This window comes from Streptomyces sp. SS1-1 (genome assembly GCF_008973465.1).
Classification (GTDB): Bacteria; Actinomycetota; Actinomycetes; order Streptomycetales; family Streptomycetaceae; genus Streptomyces.
Genome location: NZ_WBXN01000004.1, coordinates 1,994,084 through 2,017,218 on the forward strand (window position 1 = coordinate 1,994,084; position 23,135 = coordinate 2,017,218).

At 71.9% G+C, this 23,135-nt stretch carries 18 protein-coding genes; 10 read left to right on the top strand and 8 right to left on the bottom strand.

The genetic code is table 11. The features are described from left to right. Positions 1-43 precede the first annotated feature (43 nt). Positions 44-331 carry a hypothetical protein gene (locus tag F8R89_RS10275; RefSeq protein WP_151783684.1) on the bottom strand — a complete coding sequence of 96 codons (288 nt, stop codon included), beginning with the start codon at positions 329-331 and terminating at the stop codon, positions 44-46. Between the two features lie 234 nt (positions 332-565). On the opposite strand from F8R89_RS10275, the gene F8R89_RS10280 reads away from it, so the two are divergent. Then, the gene (locus tag F8R89_RS10280; RefSeq protein WP_192806085.1) at positions 566-1,312 is read left to right on the top strand and encodes an alpha/beta hydrolase; all 747 of its coding nucleotides are present in this window, start codon (positions 566-568) and stop codon (positions 1,310-1,312) included. A gap of 47 nt (positions 1,313-1,359) precedes the next feature. Here the strand turns inward: F8R89_RS10280 and F8R89_RS10285 are convergent, their stop codons facing one another. Then, positions 1,360-2,706 carry a DUF2252 domain-containing protein gene (locus F8R89_RS10285; RefSeq protein ID WP_151783686.1) on the bottom strand — a complete coding sequence of 449 codons (1,347 nt, stop codon included), beginning with the start codon at positions 2,704-2,706 and terminating at the stop codon, positions 1,360-1,362. Positions 2,707-2,974: 268 nt separating this feature from the next. Beyond that, positions 2,975-3,301, bottom strand: coding sequence for a hypothetical protein (locus F8R89_RS10290; protein ID WP_055620620.1), 327 nt, complete (start codon positions 3,299-3,301; stop codon positions 2,975-2,977). A 219-nt stretch (positions 3,302-3,520) separates the two neighbouring features. On the opposite strand from F8R89_RS10290, the gene F8R89_RS10295 reads away from it, so the two are divergent. The 6 genes from F8R89_RS10295 (at position 3,521) to F8R89_RS10320 (ending at position 9,822) form a co-directional block, all read left to right on the top strand. Then, positions 3,521-3,886, top strand: coding sequence for an arsenate reductase family protein (locus tag F8R89_RS10295; RefSeq protein ID WP_151783687.1), 366 nt, complete (start codon positions 3,521-3,523; stop codon positions 3,884-3,886). A gap of 130 nt (positions 3,887-4,016) precedes the next feature. Continuing rightward, positions 4,017-4,757: a hypothetical protein gene (locus tag F8R89_RS10300; protein WP_151783688.1), complete on the top strand. Its 741-nt coding sequence runs from the start codon at positions 4,017-4,019 to the stop codon at positions 4,755-4,757. 319 nt (positions 4,758-5,076) lie between these two features. Beyond that, positions 5,077-6,105, top strand: a complete 1,029-nt coding sequence (glnII, locus tag F8R89_RS10305; protein WP_108706571.1) for a glutamine synthetase — start codon at positions 5,077-5,079, stop codon at positions 6,103-6,105. Between the two features lie 359 nt (positions 6,106-6,464). Then, positions 6,465-7,016, top strand: coding sequence for a winged helix-turn-helix domain-containing protein (locus F8R89_RS10310; RefSeq protein ID WP_151783689.1), 552 nt, complete (start codon positions 6,465-6,467; stop codon positions 7,014-7,016). Positions 7,017-7,088: 72 nt separating this feature from the next. Then, positions 7,089-8,105: an SDR family oxidoreductase gene (locus F8R89_RS10315; RefSeq protein WP_151783690.1), complete on the top strand. Its 1,017-nt coding sequence runs from the start codon at positions 7,089-7,091 to the stop codon at positions 8,103-8,105. A gap of 196 nt (positions 8,106-8,301) precedes the next feature. After that, positions 8,302-9,822 (top strand): DUF1996 domain-containing protein, encoded by a 1,521-nt coding sequence (locus F8R89_RS10320; RefSeq protein WP_151783691.1) that lies wholly within the window; start codon positions 8,302-8,304, stop codon positions 9,820-9,822. Between the two features lie 96 nt (positions 9,823-9,918). Here F8R89_RS10320 and F8R89_RS10325 read toward each other — a convergent pair whose 3' ends face one another. After that, the gene (locus F8R89_RS10325) at positions 9,919-10,350 is read right to left on the bottom strand and encodes a hypothetical protein (protein ID WP_192806086.1); all 432 of its coding nucleotides are present in this window, start codon (positions 10,348-10,350) and stop codon (positions 9,919-9,921) included. A 131-nt stretch (positions 10,351-10,481) separates the two neighbouring features. Here F8R89_RS10325 and F8R89_RS10330 point away from each other — a divergent pair, with 131 nt between their 5' ends. The 3 genes from F8R89_RS10330 (at position 10,482) to F8R89_RS10340 (ending at position 13,782) form a co-directional block, all read left to right on the top strand. Further along, positions 10,482-10,991 carry a tetratricopeptide repeat protein gene (locus F8R89_RS10330; protein WP_192806354.1) on the top strand — a complete coding sequence of 170 codons (510 nt, stop codon included), beginning with the start codon at positions 10,482-10,484 and terminating at the stop codon, positions 10,989-10,991. A gap of 82 nt (positions 10,992-11,073) precedes the next feature. Then, positions 11,074-13,002, top strand: a complete 1,929-nt coding sequence (locus F8R89_RS10335) for a hypothetical protein (protein WP_151783693.1) — start codon at positions 11,074-11,076, stop codon at positions 13,000-13,002. 90 nt (positions 13,003-13,092) lie between these two features. Next, entirely contained in the window at positions 13,093-13,782 is a 690-nt protein-coding gene (locus F8R89_RS10340) for a TetR/AcrR family transcriptional regulator (protein ID WP_151783694.1), read from the top strand. A 22-nt stretch (positions 13,783-13,804) separates the two neighbouring features. Here the strand turns inward: F8R89_RS10340 and F8R89_RS10345 are convergent, their stop codons facing one another. From F8R89_RS10345 to F8R89_RS10360, 4 genes are all read right to left on the bottom strand, one after another. Beyond that, positions 13,805-14,161, bottom strand: a complete 357-nt coding sequence (locus tag F8R89_RS10345; protein WP_151783695.1) for a 5-carboxymethyl-2-hydroxymuconate Delta-isomerase — start codon at positions 14,159-14,161, stop codon at positions 13,805-13,807. Positions 14,162-14,255: 94 nt separating this feature from the next. Next, on the bottom strand, positions 14,256-19,655 hold the full coding sequence (gene pulA / locus F8R89_RS10350; RefSeq protein WP_151783696.1) for a pullulanase-type alpha-1,6-glucosidase: 5,400 nt from the start codon (positions 19,653-19,655) through the stop codon (positions 14,256-14,258). 114 nt (positions 19,656-19,769) lie between these two features. Continuing rightward, the gene (locus F8R89_RS10355; RefSeq protein WP_151783697.1) at positions 19,770-21,155 is read right to left on the bottom strand and encodes an alpha-amylase; all 1,386 of its coding nucleotides are present in this window, start codon (positions 21,153-21,155) and stop codon (positions 19,770-19,772) included. A gap of 136 nt (positions 21,156-21,291) precedes the next feature. Further along, on the bottom strand, positions 21,292-22,974 hold the full coding sequence (locus F8R89_RS10360) for a glycoside hydrolase family 13 protein (protein ID WP_151783698.1): 1,683 nt from the start codon (positions 22,972-22,974) through the stop codon (positions 21,292-21,294). Between the last annotated feature and the right edge of the window lie 161 nt (positions 22,975-23,135).

Sequence of the window (23,135 nt, forward strand, 5' to 3'; positions counted from 1 at the left end):
CCAGGGGTGCCCCGACCACCCGCGGTCACGGCCGCGGGTGGTCTCAGTTGGCCTTCTCGCGCTCCTGACGGCGGGACTCCAGGGGGCGCTCGCGACGGTAGCGGCGCTCCCACTTGGCCTGCGTGTCCCGGCGCTCGCGGTAGCTGCGGTAGTCGGCCGGTGCGCCGCCGCCGGCCGCCGGTCCTCCCCCGGCTCCGCCGCTCGGTGCGGAGGAGCCACGCCCGTACTGGACGTAGAGGAAGAGCACGGCGACCGCGGCCAGCCAGTAGACGTGGTTTCCGAATCCGAGGATCACCAGGACGACGGTCCCGGACATGACGATGGTGCCCATCACGGGCCTCCGTGGGCGTGGGTAGGTCTGAGCGGTGATGTCCCCCGGCGGGGCGCTGGGGGAGGGCGGCCGTCCGTCGGTGCCGTAGAGAGTAGCCCCGAGTCCGCGGGGTGGCGCCCGTCCTGCGGGAAACGGCGTGGGCTGCTCCGTTACGCGTGTCCAGGGTAGGGATCCGGTCACACGCCGTGCACCTCCTTTTCCCGGGGGCGCGTGCGCCGTGAATGAATGGGGCGCATGACCGAGCTCTCCTCCTTCACATGCGCCCATGACGGTGAACGGCTCAGCGGGGTGTACGGCGGTCCCGTCGCCGGCCCCGGGGTGCCGGCGGTCGTCCTGCTGCACGGCGCGGGTCCCGGCACCAAGGAGCGGCTGCTGCCGCTGCTCGCGGACGTCGCCGCCCGGGGCTGTCACGGCCTGGCCTTCGAGTTCTCGGGGCACGGCGAAAGCACCGGTGAGCAGAAGGAGTTGAGCCTGCGCCGGCGTCTGGAGCAGGCGGTCGCCGTGATCGACGCGCGGGTCCCGGCGGACGCGCCGCTGGTCGTGGTCGGGTTCAGCATGAGCGGGCAGACCGCCGCGGACGTCGTCGCGCACTACGGGGAGCGGGTGGCGGCGGTGGGGCTGTGCGCGCCCGCGGTGTACGCCGCCGAGGCGTGGGACGTGCCGTTCGGCTCCGGGGGCGGGCGGTTCAGCGAGATCATCCGCAGGCCCGGCGGCTGGCGCCGGGCGCCCGCGCTGGACGTGCTGCGGGCGTACGCCGGACGGGCCGTGCTCGCGGTCCCGGAGACGGACGCGGTGATTCCGGCGGAGGTGACGGGGGCGGTGCGGGATGCGCTGAGTGCCCGTGCCCGGTTCACCTGGTTGGACGTACGGGGCGCGGAGCACATGCTGGGGCTGTGGTTCGAGACGCACGCGGAGGACCGCCGGACGTTCGTGGACGCCCTCCTGGACGACTGGCCGGTCCCGGCGGGGCCGCACGCCTGAGGCGCCGCCCGGCCGCCCGGCGTACCGATCGACCGTTCGGCGGGGGGTCACACGCCCGGTGCCGCCGCGATCACCCCCGCCGCGATCGCCGCGCCCAGCGTGGTGTGGTCGGTGACCGTCTGGTCCGCGTAGCCGAGGGCGAAGTCGGTCACGGCGCGGTCGAAGGTGTCGGAGGCGCCGAGGTAGGCGGCGATGGCGATGCGGTCGCCGGAGCGGGCGTGGGCGCGCGCGAGGGCGGTGCCGCACAGCCGGGCGTAGGCCAGCAGGTCCCCCGGGCTCATCCCGGCGACGTCCGCGCCGCCCTTCATGTCCCGCAGCCGGCGCCAGTAGAAGGCGCGGCCCTGCGGCCCCGACATCCAGCCGAGGAAGATGTCGCTCGCGGCCTGGAGCAGGCGCTGCCCGGCGACGACCCGGTGCCCGGGGTGGGTGTACGGCCCGTTCGGCAGGTGCTCCTCCAGGACCGACTGCCGGGCCTCCTTGATCTGGAGGAAGAGCGGGTCGTCGGCGTCGCGCCCGGTGAGCAGCACGATGAAGCAGCGCAGTCCGACGCTGCCGACGCCGACGACCTTGCGGGCGGCGTCGACGAACCGGTAGCGGTCCAGCAGCAGCCGGCGTTCCTCGGAGAGGGTCGAGCGGTAGTCGCTGAAGACCTTGCGCAGGGACGCCATGTCGGACACGCCGGCGGGTTCGAGGAGCGGCGGGTCGTGGATGATCCGCCGGCGGCCGTCGGCGACCTCGGTCAGCTTGCCGTAGGCCCGCAGGCTGGTGCGCCGCCGGGCCCGGCCGAGGGTGGCCTCGACGCGGCGCCGGTCGCGGGCGGAGCGGGCCAGCGGCAGCAGTTGCTCGGTGTCGATGCGCATGTACCAGACGTCGAGTTCGCCGAGCCGGGCGAGCCGGCGCATGGCCGCGCGGTAGGCGGCGACGGCCTCCCGGGCCGCGCGCGCGGCCTTGGCGTCCGGGTGGCCGTTCTCGCGGGCGGCCACGACGACCGAGGCGGCGAGCCGTTTGACGTCCCACTCGAACGGGCCGGGGAACGTCTCGTCGAAGTCGTTGAGGTCGAACAGCAGGGAGCGTTCCGGTGAGGCGTACAGCCCGAAGTTGAGCAGATGGGCGTCGCCGCACAGCTGCACGGTCAGGCCCGTGTGCGGGAGCGCGGCGAGGTCGGCGGCCATCACGGCGGCGGCGCCGCGCAGGAACGCGAAGGGCGAGGACGCCATCCGCCCGTACCGGACGGGCAGCAGCTCGGCCAGCCGGTCCCGCCCCTGGCGTTCCAGTACGGCGACCGGGTCGGGCCGGCCGAGGGGCGGGACCCAGCCGGCGTGGCCGGAACGGCGTACGCGCTGCCGGGCGGCCCGGCCCCGCTCGGCCCGCTCGGCGGGGCCGGCGGCGGTCATGCGGGGCCCCGGCCGAGGGATGCGGACCCGGACCGGCGGGCCCGCACGGGCACCCTCGTACGAGCCGCTCTCGGGCCGGTCAGCCGCCGTGTGCCGTCCCTGTCCATCGCGCCTCCCGTGCCGCCCTCGGTGCCGAACGCGGTCGTGTCCCCTGTCTGGCAGTGAAGGCGGGCCGGGGGGCGTACGCATGCCGGATACGGCGAACGGGTGACGCGCGCCGGGTGCTCCCGTCGGCGGAAGCACGGCGGAAGCACCCGGCGGACACCGTCTAGCGGGCGTACCTCATGAGTGCCCGGACCATGTGGCAGGTCGTCTCGGACGGCGGGTGCACGCCGATCGTCTCCGCGGCGCTGCGGATCCGGTCGTTGCGCGCCTGGTCGGGCAGGTAGACACCCATGTCGAGGAGCGCTATCGCGAGGCGCATCGCCTTGAGCCGGCGATTGTGCGTGACGTACCACTCGCGGGGGCGGCCGGGCGGCAGCGCCCGCTTCTCGACGGGTGCGTACGGCGAGTCGAGCAGGACCGGACGGCGGGCGGTGGACTGGGTGCGCGTCGGCTTACGGGTGGGCTTCGGCTTCAGTGCGGCAGCGGGCACAGGCATCCTCCTGTCGCGGACGAGCGCCTCCGGACGGGTCCGGTGACACTCTCGAACACTGACTCCAGTGTACTGGCCGCCACTGACAATCGGGGGCTCCAGACGTCCAGGAAATCGCCTGGTCAGTAAGGAAGTTGTCGTTCCCTCAGCCCCTTCGTGAGCGATGTGCGCACACCGACAGAAAATCGAACAGCGGGGGTCGCGGATACCCTGTGCGGCATGGAGATCTGGATCAACCCGGCCTGTTCCAAGTGCCGCAGCGCGCTCACCCTGCTGGACGCCGAGGGCGCCGACTACACGGTCCGCCGCTACCTGGAGGACGTCCCCACCGAGGACGAGATCCGGGACGTCCTGGACCGGCTCGGCCTGGAGCCCTGGGACATCACCCGCACCCAGGAGGCCGACGCCAAGGAGCTCGGGCTCAAGGACTGGCCGCGGGACGCGGACGCCCGGGACCGGTGGGTCACGGCCCTCGCCGAGCACCCCCGGCTGATCCAGCGGCCCATCATCACCGCGCAGGACGGCACGGCCGTGGTCGGACGGTCCGAGGAGGCCGTACGGGACGCGTTGTCCCGCGAGGGATGACCGTCGCCGGGCGCCCAACTCCCGCCGGTGTGACGTACGTTACGCAGACTCCTCCGGTAACCGCTGAGTAACGGCGTTCGGTATCTCGTACATAGCGGCGTACGCTCCCCCAACCTCCCAGGAGGCGCGGATGTCGCGCAGGAGAACGGTCAGCACGAAGAAGAAGCTCGCCCTGCTGGTGAGTGCGGCGACGGTGGCGGGAGGCGGTGCCTTCGTCATGGCGAGCACCTCGAACGCCTCCCAGACGCCCACGGCGACCGTCAAGTCCGCCGCGGACTCGACGGTCTGCCAGGGCCTCGCCACGGCGCTCGGCAACAACCAGCGGTTCATCGACGGGCAGCGGGCCAACCCGGACGCCCAGTCGGAGGCCCGTATCGCCAACCGCGAGGCCGTCATCAAGCAGATCAAGGTCCAGCAGGAGGCGTCCGGGTGCGCCGTCGGGGAGTCGGCTCAGGGCTCCCAGGCGGGACAGCCGAGCGCTCCGGCGGGCGGCGCGGCCGGGAACGGGGGCCAGGCGGCAGGGAACGCGGGCGCCGGGCAGAACGCCGGCGGCGCGGGCAACGGCCAGAACGCGGGCAACGGGAACGCCGGGAACGGCAACGCCGGTGGCGGCGCCGCCGCGGGCCAGCAGGTCTGCAACGGCTCGACCGTCACGCTGTCCGGCGAGGGCGGGGCGCCCGCCGCGTCCAGCAACCAGTTCCCGGCGGGCACCAAGCTGAAGGTCACCAACCTGGACAACAACAAGTCCACGACGGTGGAGGTCACCTCGGTCTCCGGCAGCTGTGTGCTGCTGAACAACGCGGCCTTCGAGCAGGTCCGCGAGCCCGGCAAGTTCCTCATCCGCCGGGCCGTGATCGAGAAGGTGGGCTGACGACCGGGCGACCAGGACGCCGTACCTGTCAGGGGCCCCGCCGCTCGCGGCCACGAGCGGCGGGGCCCCACGGCATCGCATACGAGCGCGGACGGGCCGCCCCTCCCCCGGTGCCGGACCGCGCCCGGTGTGCTTCCCGCGGCCGCTCACCGCGTGAATCGGGCCACTCCGGCACCCGGTAACACGGGGTTCACACATGGGCAATGGCCGGGAAATCGCCTGTTGACAAGCTCCCGGACATCGAGAGCGCGGCGCCCCAGTGCCGCAGCGCCGCAGCACCCGCAGTACGCGCCCTGACCCACCCCGAAGGAAGTGGCCCGTGACCTTCAAGGCTGAGTACATCTGGATCGACGGCACCGAGCCGACGGCAAAGCTCCGTTCCAAGACGAAGATCCTGGCGGACGACGCCAAGGGTGCCGAGCTGCCGATCTGGGGCTTCGACGGGTCCTCCACCAACCAGGCCGAGGGGCACGCCTCGGACCGCGTGCTGAAGCCGGTCTTCACCTGTCCGGACCCGATCCGCGGCGGCGACGACGTCCTCGTGCTGTGCGAGGTCCTGAACATCGACATGACGCCGCACGAGTCCAACACCCGTGCCGCGCTCACCGAGGTCGCGGAGAAGTTCGCCGCGCAGGAGCCCATCTTCGGCATCGAGCAGGAGTACACGTTCTTCAAGGACGGCTACCCGCTCGGCTTCCCCAAGGGCGGCTTCCCGGCCCCCCAGGGCGGCTACTACTGCGGTGTCGGCGCCGACGAGATCTTCGGCCGTGACGTCGTCGAGGCCCACCTGGACAACTGCCTCAAGGCGGGCCTGGGCATCTCCGGCATCAACGCCGAGGTCATGCCCGGCCAGTGGGAGTTCCAGGTCGGCCCGCTGTCCCCGCTGGAGGTCTCCGACCAGCTGTGGGTGGCCCGCTGGCTGCTGTACCGCACCGCCGAGGACTTCGGTGTCGCGGCGACCCTGGACCCGAAGCCGGTGAAGGGCGACTGGAACGGCGCCGGCGCGCACACCAACTTCTCCACCAAGGCGATGCGTGAGGGCTACGACGCCATCATCACCGCCTGCGAGTCCCTCGGCGAGGGCTCCAAGCCGCTCGACCACGTCAAGAACTACGGCGCCGGCATCGACGACCGCCTCACCGGTCTGCACGAGACCGCCCCGTGGAACGAGTACTCCTACGGCGTCTCCAACCGCGGCGCCTCGGTCCGTATCCCGTGGCAGGTCGAGAAGGACGGCAAGGGCTACATCGAGGACCGCCGCCCGAACGCCAACGTCGACCCCTACACGGTGACCCGTCTGCTGGTCGACACCTGCTGCTCCGCGCTGGAGAAGGCCGGCCAGGTCTGACCTGCCGCCGCCCGGCCGTACGAAGGGGCGCCCACCGTCACCGGTGGGCGCCCTTCCGCGTGCCCGGACGTCCCCCTCCCGTGCCCGCCGCCCGCCCGCCGTCCACGGACCGGGACGAAGGGTCCCCTCGGAGGCGGGCGTCTGATTCAATGGGTGCATGGCAGGCTTCCAGAACCTCTCCGCGACAGGTCGTTCCGACCTCGAGCCGTTCTGGCCTTCCCGTCAGCACCACGACTTCGACCGGGTGTGTTGCCGCGCGCTGACCGCGCGGGCCCGGTAGAGCCGTTCCCCGGCCTTCGGCCAGCGCGACACGACGTACGTCTTCCCACGGACCTCTCGCGCGAAAGAGCTGACCTCCCATGGCGACCACCCGTTCCCTGTCCTCCGCCCCCACCCTCGCCTCCCCCTCGTCGACCGGTGTCCGGCAGCATCTGCGTGCCGTCGACCGGGACGAGGTGATCGACGTCGCGGACCTCCTGCCGCCGGGCGCCACCTGGCTGCCCGCCCCCCAGCACTCCCTGCCCGCCCTGCCGGGACAGCCGCCGATGGTCGGCTACCTGGTGCTCGTACCGGCAGACCGGCAGCCGGCGCTCGTCCCGGCCGCCGAGCCCGTCGACGACCCGCTGGTCTCCATCGACCCGGTGCGGCGCACCGCCGCCGTCGACGGCCGGGAACTCGACCTGACGTACCTGGAGTTCGAGCTCCTCGCCCATCTGGTGGCGCACCCGCACCGGGTGCACACCCGCGACCAGCTGGTCACCACGGTGTGGGGGTACGGGCATGTCGGCGACGGCCGGACCGTCGACGTGCACATCGCCCGGCTGCGCCGCAAGCTGGGCGCCGAGCACCGGGACACCATCCGCACGATCCGCCGCGTCGGCTACAAGTACGCCCCGCCGGCCGGGCGCTGACCGCCCGCCGCGTCCTCTGCCGTCGGCAGAGCGCCGTTCCGTCCCGCGCGCCCGGCGGGCAGAGTCGCCGGTATGAGACTTCTGGTGCTGGGCGGTACGGAGTTCGCGGGACGGGCGGTCGTGGAGGCGGCGCTCGGGCGTGGCTGGGAGGTGACCGTCCTCCACCGGGGGCGGCACGACCCCCCGGCCGGGGTGCGGTCGCTGCGCGGTGACCGCACCGCGCCCGACGGGCTCGCCGCCCTCGCCGGGGACGAGACGTGGGACGCCGTGGTCGACACCTGGTCGGCGGCGCCCCGCCCGGTCCGGGACGCGGCCCGGCTGCTGCGGGACCGGGCGGGGCGGTACGTGTACGTGTCGAGCCGCTCGGTGTACGCGTGGGCGCCGCCCGCCGGGTACGGCGAGGACGCCCCGGTGATCGGGGGCGCCGAGGCGGGCGCCGGGCAGACCGACTACGCGCGCGACAAGCGGGGCGGCGAACTGGCCGCCGTCGAGGGGTTCGGGGCCGGCCGCTCACTGCTGGTGCGGGCCGGGCTGATCCTCGGGCCGTACGAGAACGTCGGCCGGCTGCCGTGGTGGCTGAACCGGATGGCGCGCGGCGGCCCGGTCCTGGCGCCCGGTCCCCGGGACCTGCCGTTGCAGTACGTCGACGTCCGGGACCTCGCGGAGTGGATGCTCGACGCGGTGGAGGCGGGGCTGAGCGGGGCGTACAACCTGACAAGTCCTCAGGGGCACGCCACTATGGGCGAGTTCCTCGACGCCTGCGCGGCGGTGGCCGGGCCGGACGCCGACCTGCGCTGGGTCGAGCCGGACGTCGTACTGGGCGCGGGCATCGAGCCCTGGACACAGCTCCCGGTGTGGGTGCCGCCGGGCAGCGACCTGCACGACGCGCTGCACGCGGCGGACGTCTCACGGGCCGTGGAGAGCGGGCTGCGGTGTCGTCCCGTCGCCGAGACGGTGGCGGACACCTGGCGGTGGCTCCAGGGCCTCGGCGGCACCGCGCCGCGGCGTCCGGACCGCTCCCTCAAGGGCCTGGATCCGGAGGTGGAGGCGAAGGCCCTCGCGGCCGCGGAGGACGCCCCCACCGCCTGACCGGCCTCTTCACCCCGTGTACGGGATCAGCAACTCCCGGTGTCAGAGCGGCTGTTGAGACCGCACCGTACACATGAATCTCTCAGGAATTCCCGGGACGGCTGAACACCCGTGCGGCGCCCTCCGTATGAGAGGGCGCCGCTTCACTCCTGTCGGGCGCCTCGATGCCCCCGAAAAAGGAAGTCAGAGGAGTTCCATGGGACGCAACACAAGAAAACGCCGTACGCCACTGGCCACCAAGGCCATTGCCGCATCGGCGGCCCTAGCGCTCGGTGGGGGCGGGCTTGTCTGGGCCAATTTCTACGCATCGGCGCACGAGGACGGACACTCCGGGAACCGGACGAAGTCCGCCTCCGCGCGCGTCGCGACGATCAACTGCCCGGACGTGGGCCAGCGGCTGACGAAGGTGCCGAGAAGCGCGCGCAGGACCGTCGCCAAGGAACTGGCGCTGCTCGACCGGCAGATCACGGCGGCCTACACCCGGCTCGCTCAGACGCGGCAGGCTCAGGCGGGTGACGCCAACTACGTCAGCAACGCCATTCTCAGCCCGCTGAAGTCCAAGCGCGTCGCCACGCTCGACCGCATCCGCCAGAGCATCAACCGGGGCGGCGGCAAGGCCCCGCGCGACATGAACCGGTGGGCGCAGTGCCAGGGCGTCCCGGCGGAGCAGCCGACCGGCGGCGGGCAGCAGAACGGCGGCGGTCAGCAGGGCGGCGGGCAGCAGGGCGGCGGGCAGAACAACGGCGGACAGGACAACGGCGGCGGGCAGCAGAACAACGGCGGGCAGGCCGGCAACGGCCCCGTGGCGGACGACTTCATCAAGATCGAGGACGTCCAGCCCAACTCCCGCAACCTGCCCAACGGTCTTCCGGCGAACGGTGACAGCGGCTCGACCGGCAGCTTCACCACCCGGTGCGGCACCAACGAGAACGCGAACCGCAACTCGGACAACGTGATCGTGGCGCCCGGCGTCAGCAACGGCGCCCAGCACCAGCACGACTACGTCGGCAACCAGAGCAACAACGCCTTCGCCAGCGACCAGGACCTGGCCAACGCGGACACCACCTGCCAGAACCAGGGCGACAAGTCGTCGTACTTCTGGCCGGTCATCCGCATCCAGGACGGGTCGCAGGACATCGACGCCGGACAGCCCGGCGGCGGTCAGGACGGCAACGTCGGCAAGATCGTCGCGCCGAACGAGGCCCAGCTGAAGTTCGTGGGCAACCGCACCAGCGACGTCGTCGCGATGCCGAAGGCGCTGCGCATCATCACCGGTGACGCGAAGTCCTTCGTCAACGGCCTGAACAACGCCAACACGGCGTGGAGCTGCACCGGCTTCGAGGACCGCCAGGTGACGGACAAGTACCCGATCTGCCCCGACGGCAGCAGCGTGGTGCGCACGTCCGCCTTCCAGAGCTGCTGGGACGGGCAGAACATCGACAGCGCCAACCACCGCACGCACGTCGCCTTCGTGCAGGCGGACGGCACCTGCGCCAACGGGTTCAAGGCCATCCCCCAGCTCCAGGTCCGCCTGGTGTACGACATCCAGGCCCCGCAGATCCAGAACGGGCAGGTGCAGAACGCCTTCGCGATCGACTCCTTCCCGGACCAGCTGCACAAGCCGATCACCGACCACAACGACTTCATCAACTTCTTCGACGAGAACCTGATGAACCAGGTGGTCCAGTGCATCAACAGCGGCCAGGACTGCGACTAGTCCCCGGCCCATGAGAAAAGGCCGGCTGCGGAATTCCCGCAGCCGGCCTTTTCCGTGTCCTGTTCTCCGTAGCCGGTTCTCCGTATCCGGAGTGGATCAGCCGTGATGGCCGCCCTTGTTGTGGCTGCCGCCGGGATTCATGTGCTCGGAGCCCTCTTCCATCGTTCCGCCGAGTGTGTCCTGGAGGGCGGTGACCGTCTTCTCCTGGCCGACGGCGACCCATTTGCGGCCGACGAGGTAGTAGCCGCCGTAGTCCTTCGCGCCGCTCAGCCACTCGGCCTGACCGCGGTCCGTGGCGAAGGTGGCGAGGATGTACTTGTCCTTGCCCGTCGTGCAGATCGCCTGCCGGATCTCGTCGGCGTCGGTCTGCATGTTCGGGTCGCACTTCGCCTTGGCGGCCAGCTGCTCCAGACTGCCGGTCGCCGTCTTCGGCGCCTTCGCCTCGTCGTCGCCGCCGGCGCCGCACCCGGCCAGCGCGAGCACCGCCACCGCGCCGCTCAGCGCGAGCATCGGTCGGGTCAGTCTCATCTCGTCCTCCGGTCCATGCCGCACGGAGCCCGGCCGGGCCCTCGTCTCCCATACGGCTGCGGTGCGCGATGCGCTCAAACGATGCACGCAAACAGGAGGCTCTCATGGAACGGGCGTGCGAGGGTGATCCGATGGACCAGGACTGGGAGAACCGCGTCAGCGCGGCATGGGCGAGTTTCGACGACTACCCCGAGGAGCGGGCGGCCGAGTTCCGCGCGCTCATCGACGGGCTGGTGGCCGAACTGCCGGACGGCAGCCCGCTCGGCCCCTTCGAGCAGGCGTGCGCCTGGGACTCGACGGGACACTCGGACCGTGCCGTGCCGCTGTACCGGGAGGCGCTGGCGCGCGGACTGAGCGGCTACAAGGGGCGGCGGGCCAAGATCCAGATGTCGAGCTCGCTGCGGAACGTGGGGCGGGCGGAGGAGGGCGTCGCGCTGTTGACGCCGGAGCTGGACGGGCCGTCCGACGAGCTGGACGACGCGGTGCGCGCGACGCTGGCGCTGTGCCTGTCGAGCCTCGGCCGGGACCGGGAGGGGCTGGCACTGGTGCTGGGCGCGCTCGCCCCGCATCTGCCGCGCTACCAGCGGTCGATGGCGAACTACGCGCGTGCGCTCGTGGAACCCCGGGCGCAGGAGGTCTGACCCGGGCCGTGCGGACGCCTCCGGTGGGCCGGGGGCGCCCCGGTCACGGTGACCAACCGCCGATTCGCTCGTTCTGCTGAACGTGCAGTCACAGGATGTCGCCTCGCGCCCCGCAGCCAGCTCCGCCGGCCCGGTCGTGGACGTCGAGCGGGCCGAGGCCGCGCTCGTCGAGCACTACCCGCGTCTGGTCCGCCTCGCCTACCTGGTGCTGCCACCGGGCCTCGGGCGCAACCGGCGTGTCCTGACCGCGCACTCCCTCACCCAGCGGGCGCTGCCCCGCGGCCGCTCGGCGCCGACGCCCGCGATCCCGGCCCAGCCGAGCGGGCGGGACGGCGACCCCGGGTACGCGTTCCTGCGCGCGCGGCTGCTGCGGGCCGCGCTGGAGGCGGGCCGTCCGCTGAAGCGGGCCGCCTGGCCGCGCCGCTCCCAGCTGCCGCCCCTGCTGCCCCAGGTCTGGGGCCTGCGGCTGTTCCCCCGGTCGGGCGGCGCCGACGAACTGGCCCTGGACCAGCAGCTGTCGGCGCTGTCGGGGCCGGCCCGCGCGGCCTATGTGCTGCGCGGCCTGGAGAAGCTGCCGGACGACGCGGTACGGGCCGTCCTGGAGGCGGCCGGGGTCGAGGACCCGGACGACGCGCTCGACGAGGCCGACGGCGTCGAGGCGCGCTACACGCTGCTGGAGTCCCCGGAGTTCGACCCCTGCTCGCTGCAGGCCCGGCCGACCGATCTGATGCGGCGCCGCCAGCATCTGCGGGCGGTGCTCGCCGCGGGGGCCGCCCTGCTGGTGTGCGGGGCGCTGCTCGGCCTGCCGGGCGAGGGCTGGGCCCCCGACGGTCCGGCCGCTCCCCCGTACGCGCGCAACCCGTCGGCGGAGGCGGCCCTCGACCCCGCCCAGCTGACGAAGGTGCCGGCGGCGGCCTGGCAGTCGTCGGCGCGCACCGACTTCTCGGTGTGGCCCGCGCGCGGCGACCTCACCGGCGACTCGGCGCTGCTGCGCCGCGCCCTCGCGACCTGGGCCCGCCCCGGGGAGACGGTCGCGGTGTCGGCGACCCCGGGCACCCCGGCGGGCGGCCCGCCCGGAGCGCCGCAGCTGCTGTACGCGGGCACCGTCGACTCGGTGCGCGTGGTCCTGCTGTACGACGGCCTGCGCGTGGCCCGTTACGCCGAGCCCACGGACGGCACGGCGGGCGCCGCCCTGGACTTCTCGCGGGTGGACGGCGCGACCCGGGCGGAGGCGGGCGCGGTGGTGCTGAGCCGCGCCGACGGCAACGTCCGCTATCTGCTGGCCCCGTGGGTGCGGAAGGCGGCCGAGCGGGATCTGGTGAAGCCGGGTGCCGGGGCGATGGACCTCACGGTGACCGGCGGGGTCACCTCGCCGATGGCGAGCCCGGCGGCCCGGCAGGGCGGCGGTTCCTGCACCTCGTGGAACGTGCTGCAGGTGACGGACGGCACGGGCACCCGGCTGCTGACCGACCTGGCCGAGCTGGTCCCGGCGCGGCTCACCGCCGGGCGCCCCGGGCAGGCCGGGGACGTCTCCGGGGCGCGGGCGCTGCGGGCGTGGGCGCCGAACGCGTGCTGGCTGGGCGCCCTGGGCTCGGCGGGCGTGCGGTCGGTGAACGCCTGGCCGTACGCGCACCAGCCGTTGCCGGACGGCAGCGGTACCGGGGACTGGGTGTGCACACGGGCCGAGACCTGGCGGGGCGGCGGCGAGCGGGTGCTGGCGCAGTTCCGTACGCCGGGCACCGCGCAGGCGGCGGTGGTGGCGAAGGCGCAGAACGTGGCGGCGTGCGGGGCGCGGGATCCGCATGTGCTGGCCGGGGTGCTGTGGAAGGCGCAGTCGGGCGGCTGGTATCTGCTGGCGGCCGGTGACCGGGAGACGGAGGCCGTACGGGCGTCGGGCGGGGTGCGCGGCTCGGCCACGGGGAGCCTGCTGGCGGTTCCGGCGCGGCAGGGTGCGCGGGCGGAGCTGAAGGGGACGCTGGAGGACGGGCGGACGATCGGCGGCCTCACGTGAGGGGCGGAGCGGGCGGTTCGGCGCTCTGAGGTGAACACCCGTGGTCGGTCCGGTCCGTTCAGGGCCGGAATCGATCGGTAAGGTGTTCGTATGACTACCGGGGTACGTCGCAGAATGGGAGTCGACGAGCGGCGGCAGCAGTTGATCGGCGTCGCCCTCGAACTGTTCAGCCAGCGCTCGCCCGACGAGGTCTCCATCGACGAGATAGCGTCGGCGGCCGGTATCTCCCGGCCGCTGGTCTACCACTACTTCCCCGGCAAACTCAGCTTGTACGAGGCCGCGTTGACGCGTGCGGCGGAGGACCTGGCGAGCCGGTTCGTGGAGCCGCCGGAGGGTCCGCTGGGGGCCCGGCTGCTGCGGGTGATGCGCCGCTTCTTCGACTTCGTCGACGAGCACGGGCCCGGTTTCTCGGCGCTGATGCGCGGCGGTCCGGCGGTCGGCTCGACGGCGACGAACGCGCTCATCGACTCGGTGCGGCAGGCCGCGTATGTCCAGATCCTTTCGCACCTGGGCGTGACGGACCCGCCCGCGCGGCTGGAGCTGGTGGTCCGCTCCTGGATCTCGCTCGCCGAGTCCACGGCCCTGATCTGGCTGGACGGCCGGCGTATCCCGCGCCGTGAGCTGGAGGTCCAGCTGGTGCACGACTTCGCCGCGCTGGCCGCGGTGAGCGCCGCCCACGACCCGGAGATGGGCGCGCTGCTGCGTGCCGTGCTGGCGGACGAGCCGACCGAGGGGCCCTTCAGCGACCTGGTCGGCCGGCTGGTCGCGCTGGCGTCGTAGCCGCGGTCGAGCCGCGGTCGGCTCAGCTCTCGTACTTGCGGTACGACGGGTCGAGTTCGCGGACCTCGGCGGAGGCGTGCACGGCGAGGCCGCCGGCGGGCTTCACATGGGTGCGCAGCAGGTCGAGCACGGCCTCGGTGAGCCGGGCCTTGGTCTCCTCGGTGCGGCCGGCGAGCAGGCCGACGGTGACGTGCACGACGGCGTGCCCGGCGGTGTCGTCGCCGACCGCGGTGTCCTCGGTGCGGCGGAACTGCGTCTTGCAGGCGGGCGGCCTGGCGGCCGCGATGTCGACGACGGCGGTGTGCAGGGCCCGCGCGAACGCGGGGCGGTCGAAGTCGTCGGCCAGTTCCTGCGAGTAGTCGACGGTGATCTGCGGCATGGGCGCTCCTGTTCGGGTTCTGCGGCCCCCACCCTAACCTCGGCGTGCGAAGGGGCGGCCCGGTGACCGGACCGCCCCTTCGTTCAGCTCCGTGTCACCTGGTGCGGGTGAACACGGCGACCGTGCGGGCCGGGACGTCGAACGTGCCGGAGCCCGCCGTGTAGGACGCGCTCCTGACGACCGCATCGCCGCCCTTGGCCTGGACGGGGTGCAGCCGGTAGCCGGTGCCCGCGAGCGGGGCGACCTTCTGCTTCTGCCGCTCGGGCGTGGCGTTGAAGACGACGACGAGGTCACCGAGGCGCATGGTGATCACGCCGGGCGTCTCGTCCTTGCCGGAGAGCGGGAAGGACAGCTTCGACTGGACCTGGGCGGCGGTGCCGAGGGAGAAGGCGCTCTCCGTCGACCGGATCCGCAGCAGGTCGCGGTAGGCCGCCGAGGCGCCCTCGATCTGCGGGCAGCCGACCTTGACCGTGCTCAGCAGCGGCTTGGCGTACGGCCACTTCGAGGCGTTGTCGGCGGCGGGCGGCAGGCCCTTGCCGAAGCCGTTGCCGTCGGCGCAGTTCCAGTGGATGGCGTTGAACCAGTCGCCGCTGTCGTAGGAGTTGCGGTCCAGCGACTTGGAGCGCAGCAGGTCGGTGCCGGCCTGGGAGAGCGCCGGGCCCTGCGACAGGGTGGCGGTGGCCATGGCGAGGACCTGCATCCGGGCGCGGTCGGCCGCGCTCGTCCCGGCGGGCAGCTTGTACGTCAGCGCGTCGAACAGCGACTCGTTGTCGTGGGCGTCCGCGTAGGCGAGGGCGTCACCGGGGGCGGCCGCGTAGCCGGCGGGGGCGCCGTTGTAGTCGACCTCGGAGCCCTTCACCTCCTTGCCGGCGGTGTCGGTGAAGCGGTACCCGGCGAGGTTGCCGGACAGGCCGACCTTGATCAGGTCCTGGTAGTGCAGCAGACGGGCCTTCTGCTCGGCCTCGGTGCCGTTGTCCTTCGACGTGTTGGGCTCGGTGTAGAGCCCGGACGCGAAGCCCTGGACGCCGGGGTCCTCGTCGAAGGGGCCGCCGCCGCGCACGGCGTCACGGGCGCGGTCGGAGAAGGTGGCGATGCCGGTGCCGGCCATGTTCTTCTGCGTGGCCTGGACGAAGCGGGCGTCGTCGGCGACCTCGCCGAAGTTCCAGCCCTCGCCGTACAGGATGATCTTCTTGCCGTCGACGCCGTCCTTCTTCAGCGTCAGGGCGTCGAGGGCCTTGCGGACCGCGAGGATGTTCTCCTTCGGGTGGTGGCCCATGAGGTCGAAGCGGAAGCCGTCGACCTTGTACTCCTTGGCCCAGGTGACGATCGAGTCCACGACGAGCTTGCCCATCATGGCGTTCTCGGTGGCCGTGTTGGCGCAGCAGGTGCTGTTGGCGACCGAGCCGTCCGCGAGGAGCCGCTGGTAGTAGCCGGGCACGATCCGGTCCAGGACGCTGGTGTCGGCCTGGCCGGCGGCCGCGGTGTGGTTGTAGACGACGTCCATGACGACGCGCAGGCCGTCCTCGTTGAGCGCCTTGACCATCTGGCGGAACTCGACGGTGCGGGTGGTGCCGTCGGGGTCGGAGGAGTAGGAGCCCTCCGGGACCGTGTAGTGGTACGGGTCGTAGCCCCAGTTGTAGGCGTCCTTGGCGGCGGCCTTCGCCACGCACTCCTGCTGCTTGTCGGAGTCGGCCGCGAACGAGGCCAGGTCGCAGTCGGGGCTCGTCCGGTCCTTCGCGCGCTCGGGGATGGTCGCGATGTCGAAGACGGGCAGCAGGTGGACGTACGACGTACCCGCCTCGGCCAGCTTCCTCAGGTGCCGGGAGCCGTCGCTGAGCTTGTCGCCGAACGCGCGGTAGGTGCCGCGGTCCTTCGCGGGGACGGTGGTGTCGGCGACCGAGAAGTCCCGGACGTGCAGCTCCTGGATCTGGGCGTCCTTCAGCGGCACCGCCCTGGGCTTGGTGTAGCTGGTCCAGCCGCGCGGGGCCAGCGAGCGGTCGCCGAGGTCGACGAGGAGGCTGCGCTGGGAGTTCGTGGTGAGCGCGACCGAGTAGGGGTCGGTGACCTTGTTGGTGACGACCTTGCGGACGCTGGGCGCCCACACCTTCACGACGTACCGGTAGGGCTTGTTCTTCCAGGACGCGGGTCCGGTGACGGACCAGACGCCGGTGCTGTCGGCGCGGTGCATGGCGACGGTGGAGCCGCCGATCTCCAGCTTCACGGACTGGGCGGTGGGCGCCCACACGGACAGCGTCGGACGGCCCTTGGTGAGGACCGGGCCGAGGTGGGCCTTGGTCGCGGCGCCGTAGAGGTCGTCGAGGACACCGGCGAGCTGGACGCCGGTCGCGGCGAGCACGGCGCCGTTGGCGGCGCGCTGGGAGGCGACGATCTGGCCGCGCAGGGACTCGCGGACGCGGTCGCGGTCGCGCGGGTCGACGGACCAGGCGGTGAGGTCCTTCAGGTGCGGGAACTTCGCCTTCTGGGCGTCGGTGAGCGACGTCTTCCTCAGGCGCAGCCACCGGGCGTCGCCGGTCAGCGCGCCGTCCTTCGCCTCGATGCCGCCGTCGCGGCTGTAGAGCAGCTGGGTGGAGGCGGCGCCCTCGGAGCCGTTCCAGGCGACGGTGTTCCGGTCGATCCAGACGGCCTTGGAGGTGGTCAGGTCGACCGCGGCGGCCGAGCCGGCGGGCTGCGGCAGCAGGTACTTCTCCTGGCCGCTCACCAGCCACACCTCGTGGCCGTTCGCCGTGAGGTCGAGGGACTGGTCGGTGGGCAGGTCCTTCTCGTCGCCCTTGTGGAGGATGTAGCTGAGGCTGGTGGCACCGTCGGTGAGCGGTACCTCGAAGACGGCACCATAGGTGTCGGTCCTGACCGGCTTCAGGGGGTTCGACCACTCGGTGGGGTTCGCGGCACCGGTCCAGGTGTGCAGGCCCCAGCCGTCGTAGTTCCCGTCGGCGCGGTGGTAGTGCAGGACGGCCTTGGACGTGTCCTGGGCCGGGTACTCCGGCCGCTCGGTCAGGGCGTCCTCCTTGCCCTGCTCGATCCAGATCTCACCGGTCCTGGTGACGTCGATGGCGCGGTCGGCGGAGACGTCCTTGGTGCCGTCCTTGTCGATGACCAGGTAGCCGACGCTGGAGGCGCCGGGCTTCAGCTTGACGTAGGCGAAGGCGCCGTAGGCGTCCCGGCCGATGAAGGGGTGGCTCTCGGGCCAGTCGGTGGCCTCGCCGTCGGCGATGTCGCCCCAGGCGTACAGGCCCCAGTCCGTGTAGTCGCCGTCGGCGCGCTTGTAGTGGACGATCGCGTGGTCGCGGGAGGCGGCGGTGGGGGTCTCCGGGGCCGGCGGGGTGCCGGTCGTGGAGGACGCGGTGGCGGAGGCGGTACGGCCGGCGGAGTCGATGACGACGGCCTTGTAGCGCAGGGCGGTGCCGGGCGCCACGTCCTGGCCGATGACCTGGCGGACCTTGTAGGGGGCGTGGTCGGCGGACCCGAGGACACGCCACGTGCCGTTGCCGGTCTGCGCGGCGAAGACGACGCGGTTGAGCTGCCCGCCGTCGACGTCGGCGGAGATCTCCACGGTGCCGGTGGCGCCCGCGGCGGGGGCCTTCAGGGTGAGGGACGGCTTGGCGGCGGGCTGCGCGGGGCGTCCGGCGGCCTTCAGGACGATCGCCGCGCCGGCCGGGACGGTGACGGTGAGCTTCTTGTCGGCGCCGGAGCGCGCGGCGGCCTTCGTGCCGTACAGGGCGCTGTACGTGGTGTTCGCGGAGCCGGCGGCGAAGGTCGCCGTGCGGGCCTCGTCCGCGTTGTTGAAGGCGACGACGTACTCGGTGCCCTTGCGGGCGTCGGTGCGGGAGAAGGCGTAGACGCCGGCGCCGTCGGCGGCGTACCGCTCGGTCTGGACTCCGTCGGCGAGGGCCGGGTTGGTCCTGCGCAGCTGCGCGAGGTCGCTGATGTGCCGGTACAGCGGGGCCTTGGTGTCGTAGGCGTCGCTGGCGTGGGTGCGGTCGGTGCCGATCTGGTCGTCGTCCAGGTAGTCGGCGGTCTTCGAGGCGAACAGGGTCTGGCGGGCGTCCTTGTCGCCGCCGGCGCCGGTGAAGCCCTGCTCGTCGCCGTAGTAGACGACCGGGTTGCCGCGGCTGAGGAACATCAGCTCGTTGGCGAGCCGGTCCTTCTTCAGCAGCTCGGCGTCGGTGGCCTTCGGGTTGTCCTGCTTGAGGAAGGCGCCGATGCGGCCCATGTCGTGGTTGCCGAGGAAGGTGACCTGTTCGTAGGCGTTGGCCTTGTCGGTCGTGTACTTGTAGTCGTCGCCGAAGACGGACGCGAGCTTCCGCGCGCTGCCGCCCTGGGAGGCGTACTGGCGTGCCGCCTCCTGGAAGGGGAAGTCCAGTGTGGCGTCGAGGCGGCCCTCGGTGACGTAGGGCGCGGTGATGTCCGTGTCGGAGGTGTACACCTCGCCGAACATGAAGAAGTCGTCGCGGCCGTGCTTGGCGGCGTAGGCGTCGAGGGCGGTCGCCCACTGGGTCCAGAAGTCCATGTCGACGTGCTTGACCGTGTCGATGCGGAAGCCGTCGATGTCGAAGTCGCGCACCCAGCGCTGGTAGAGCTTCTCCATGCCGCTGACGACCTCGGGACGCTCGGTCCACAGGTCGTCCAGGCCGGAGAAGTCACCGTGCTCGGAGCTCTCCCCGGCGAAGGTGGAGTCGCCCCGGTTGTGGTACATCGTCGGGTCGTTGAGCCACGACGGGACCTTCTTCGTCGGGCCGGTGACGGGGGTGCGCGGGAAGGAGTCGGCGTCCACGGCGGGGAAGCGCCGGGTGCCGTCGGCGTAGTCGGCGTCGTCGAAGGGCCGCCCGTCCTTGGTCAGGTACGGGAAGGCGCCCTTGGAGAGGTACTCGTAGGACTTCTCCTGGTAGTCCACGACGTCGGCGGTGTGGTTGGTGATGACGTCGAAGAAGACCTTCATGCCCTTGGCGTGCGCCTTGGAGATGAGGGTCTCGAGGTCCTTGTTGGTCCCGAAGTGCGGGTCGACCTGGGTGAAGTCGGTGATCCAGTAGCCGTGGTAGCCGGCGGAGGCGTCCTTGCCGGTCCCCTGCACGGGCCGGTTCTTGAAGATGGGCGCCATCCAGATGGCGGTGGTGCCCAGGCCCTTGATGTAGTCCAGGCGCTTGGTCAGGCCCTTGAGGTCGCCGCCCTGGTAGAAGCCCTTGTCGGTGGGGTCGTACCCGGTGGACAGGCGGGAGCCGGTCAGGCCGCCCTTGTCGTTGCCGGTGTCCCCGTTGGCGAAACGGTCCGGCAGGACGAAGTAGAACTGCTCGCGGGTCGCGTCGTGCCGGGCGGGCTCGGCGGCGAGCTTCGCGTCGGACGGCGGCGCCGGCGGAGTCGCCGCCTTCGCGGCGAGGGGCTGGACGAGCGCTGCGGCCAGCGCGGTCACGGTGACCGCAGCGACCCGTCCGGCATGGGTGGTTCGGCGCCTCGACGGCGACGGCCATCTCGGTATCACAGAGGGGCTCCTTGCGATTGCGGCTCTTCGGGTCCGACCCCGCGCGACCGTATCGCCGTCGCAATGCTTACAGCAAGAGGCTTGAAACCACCGGTAAAAACTTTCAGTTGCCGCTCAGCAGCTCGACTTGCCCGCGTATACGGCCAGGGCCGTGTTCGCGCCGAGGGTCGCGGTGAGCTGACCGGAGGAGTTCACCGACACGGTGGTGTTGTTCTGCACGTTGCAGTACGTGCCGGCGGGCAGCGACGTCTGGTACGTGCGGCTGAGCGAGCCGGACTCGTGGTTGATGGCCACGAAGCCCTTGCTGCCCCGGCCGAACGCGATGGCGTCGTTGCCGTTGTCCCACCAGTTGGTGACGGCCTGACCGCGCGTGGCGTTGCGGAAGGCGACCATGGACTTGATCTCCGGCCAGTTGTGCTGGCACTTCCAGCCGTTCTGCCAGCACGCGGTCACCGAGCCGCCGTTGGGCGGGCCGGCGTCGATGTCGGAGAACTCGTAGCCGGAGTTGATGTCGGGCGCGCCGTACGGCCAGGCCAGCATGAAGACGTTGGCCAGGGTGTAGTTGGCGTTGTCCTTGTAGTTGAGGGTGGAGCCGTTGCGCTCGGTGTCGTGGTTGTCGACGAAGACACCGGCGCTGGAGCTGCTCAGATAGCCCCAGCCCTCGCCGTAGTTCTTGAGGTAGGCGAGGTTCTCGTTGTTGAAGACCCGCTTGAGGTCGTAGGCGTAGCGGAACTCCTGGACGTCGCCGTTGCGGGTGTACTCGGTGGGCTGGACGGCCTCGCCGGAGCCGTAGATGACCTCCTGCTTCCAGTAGGCGTTCGGGTTGGTCAGGCGGGACTTGATGTTCGCCAGGTCGGCGGTGTCGATGTGCTTGGCCGCGTCGATGCGGAAGCCGTCGACGCCGAGCGTGAGCAGGTCGTTCATGTACCCGGCGATGGCCTTGCGGACGTAGTCCTCGCCGGTGTCCAGGTCGGCGAGGCCGACGAGTTCGCAGTGCTGGACGTTCCAGCGGTCCTGGTAGTTGCTCACCTGGGAGGTGCAGTCGTCGAAGTCGTACGACGAGTACAGGCCCGGGTAGTCGTACTTCGTGTACGACGAGCCGCCGGTGCCGGTGCCGCTGCCGGCCGCCATGTGGTTGACGACCGTGTCGACGACGACCTTCACACCAGCCGCGTGGCAGGTGTTCACCATGTTCTGGAAGGCGGTCCGGTCGCCGAGCCGGCCGGCGATCTTGTAGCTGACGGGCTGGTACGACGTCCACCACTGGGAGCCCTGTATGTGCTCCGCGGGCGGGGAGACCTGCACGTAGCCGTAGCCGGCCGGGCCGAGGGTGGTGGTGCACTCCTTGGCGACGGAGGCGAACTTCCACTCGAAGAGGACGGCGGTGACGTCCTTGGTGCCGGGGGGAGAGGCCGCCGCCTCCGTTGGGTGCATGACAAGAGAGGAGGCGGTGAGGGCCGTCGTGAGGGCGGCCGCCCAGGGAAGGGTTCTGCGGTGCATGTGGGGTTTCCTTCACCGTTGAAGGTTCTTGCTGAAAACTTTCAACTACCTTGCGGTGACGGAGATGTTAAAGGCCCGCCGCCTGAAAAGGCAGCGGGCCGGTCGAAGTTGGATGAAAATTCTTGCAGAACGGCCGTCAGGAGGCCGTCGTCCACCACACCGTGGTGTCGCCGGGCAGCTTCGCCTCACCGTCCGTCTCGGTGATCTCACCGCTGGCGAGCAGCAGCCGCCCGTACGCCGGGATGGTCACCGAGTCGGTGCCGGTGTTCGCCACGCAGACGAACTCGCCGCGCCGGAAGGCGAGGACGCCCTCGGGGGCCCGCAGCCACTCCACCGCGTCCCCGGCGCCGAGGTCGGGGTGGGCACGGCGGGCGGCCAGCGCGGCGCGGTACAGCTCCAGGGTGGAGTCCGGGTCGCCGGACTGCGCCTCGACGCTCAGCTCGCCCCAGCCCTCCGGCTGCGGCAGCCAGCTGCCGCCCGCGCCGAAGCCGTACGACGATCCGGTACGCGTCCACGGGATCGGCACCCGGCAGCCGTCGCGGAAGCCGTCCTGGCCCTCGCCGCGGAAGTACGCCGGGTCCTGGCGCACCTCGTCCGGCAGGTCCACGACGTCCGGCAGACCGAGCTCCTCGCCCTGGTAGACGTACGCCGAGCCGGGCAGGGCCAGCATCAGCAGGGTGGCGGCGCGGGCGCGGCGCAGACCGAGGGCGCGGTCGCCGGCGGTGCGGATCTGGGTGCCGAGGCCGGCCGGGTTGGCGAAGCGGGTGGCGTGCCGGGTGACGTCGTGGTTGGAGAGCACCCAGGTGGCGGGGGCGCCGACGGGGCGCATGGCCTCCAGGGTGCGGTCGACGACCTCGCGCAGCTCGGCGGCGTCCCAGGCAGAGGCAAGGTACTGGAAGTTGAACGCCTGGTGCAGCTCGTCGGGGCGGACGTAGTTCGCGGTGCGCTCGACGGTCGGGGTCCACGCCTCGGCGACGAAGATGCGCTCGCCGCTGTACTCGTCGAGGATCTTCCGCCACTGCCGGTAGATGTCGTGGACGCCGTCCTGGTCGAAGAACGGGGTGACATCGTTGCCCAGCAGACGCATCTCGTCGTGGGAGCCGAGGTCGGGCAGGCCCTCGGCCTTGACCATGCCGTGGGCGACGTCGATACGGAAGCCGTCCACGCCCATGTCCAGCCAGAACCGCAGGATGGAGCGGAACTCGTCGCCGACCGCCGGGTGCTCCCAGTTGAAGTCGGGCTGCTCCGGCGCGAAGAGGTGCAGGTACCACTCGCCCAGGGTGCCGTCGGGCTCGGTGACCCGGGTCCAGGCGGGGCCGCCGAAGATGGACTCCCAGTCGTTGGGCGGGAGTTCGCCGTTCGCGCCCTTGCCGGGGCGGAAGTGGTAGCGGTCGCGCAGCGGCGAGCCGGGGCCCTCGGCGAGGGCGCGCTTGAACCACTCGTGCTGGTCCGAGGAGTGGTTGGGGACCAGGTCGACGATGACGCGCAGGCCCAGGTCGCGGGCGTCGCGGATCAGCGCGTCGGCGTCCAGCAGGTTGCCGAACATCGGGTCGACGGCCCGGTAGTCGGCGACGTCGTAGCCGGCGTCGGCCTGCGGGGAGGCGTAGAAGGGGCTCAGCCACACGGCGTCGACACCGAGGTCGCGCAGGTACGGCAGGCGGGAACGGATGCCTTCCAGGTCGCCCATGCCGTCGCCGTTGCTGTCGGCGAAGCTGCGCGGGTAGACCTGGTAGATCACCGCGTCGCGCCACCAGTCACGGCGCTTGGCGACGGTGGCGACGGCAGCGGTCTCGGCCGGGGCGGTGGGGTACTGGCTCATGGCTTCCTTGATGCGGTGGGGGTCTTCCGCCCGGACGGTGGCGCGGGCGGAGAAGGAGTCGTCGGGTCTGCGTCGTGCGCGTGCGGGCGGCGGACGACGAGGCGGCCGCAGTGACAGCGGGGTCGGATGGACACGGCGGCCGCCTCGGGTTCTCGGGGCCG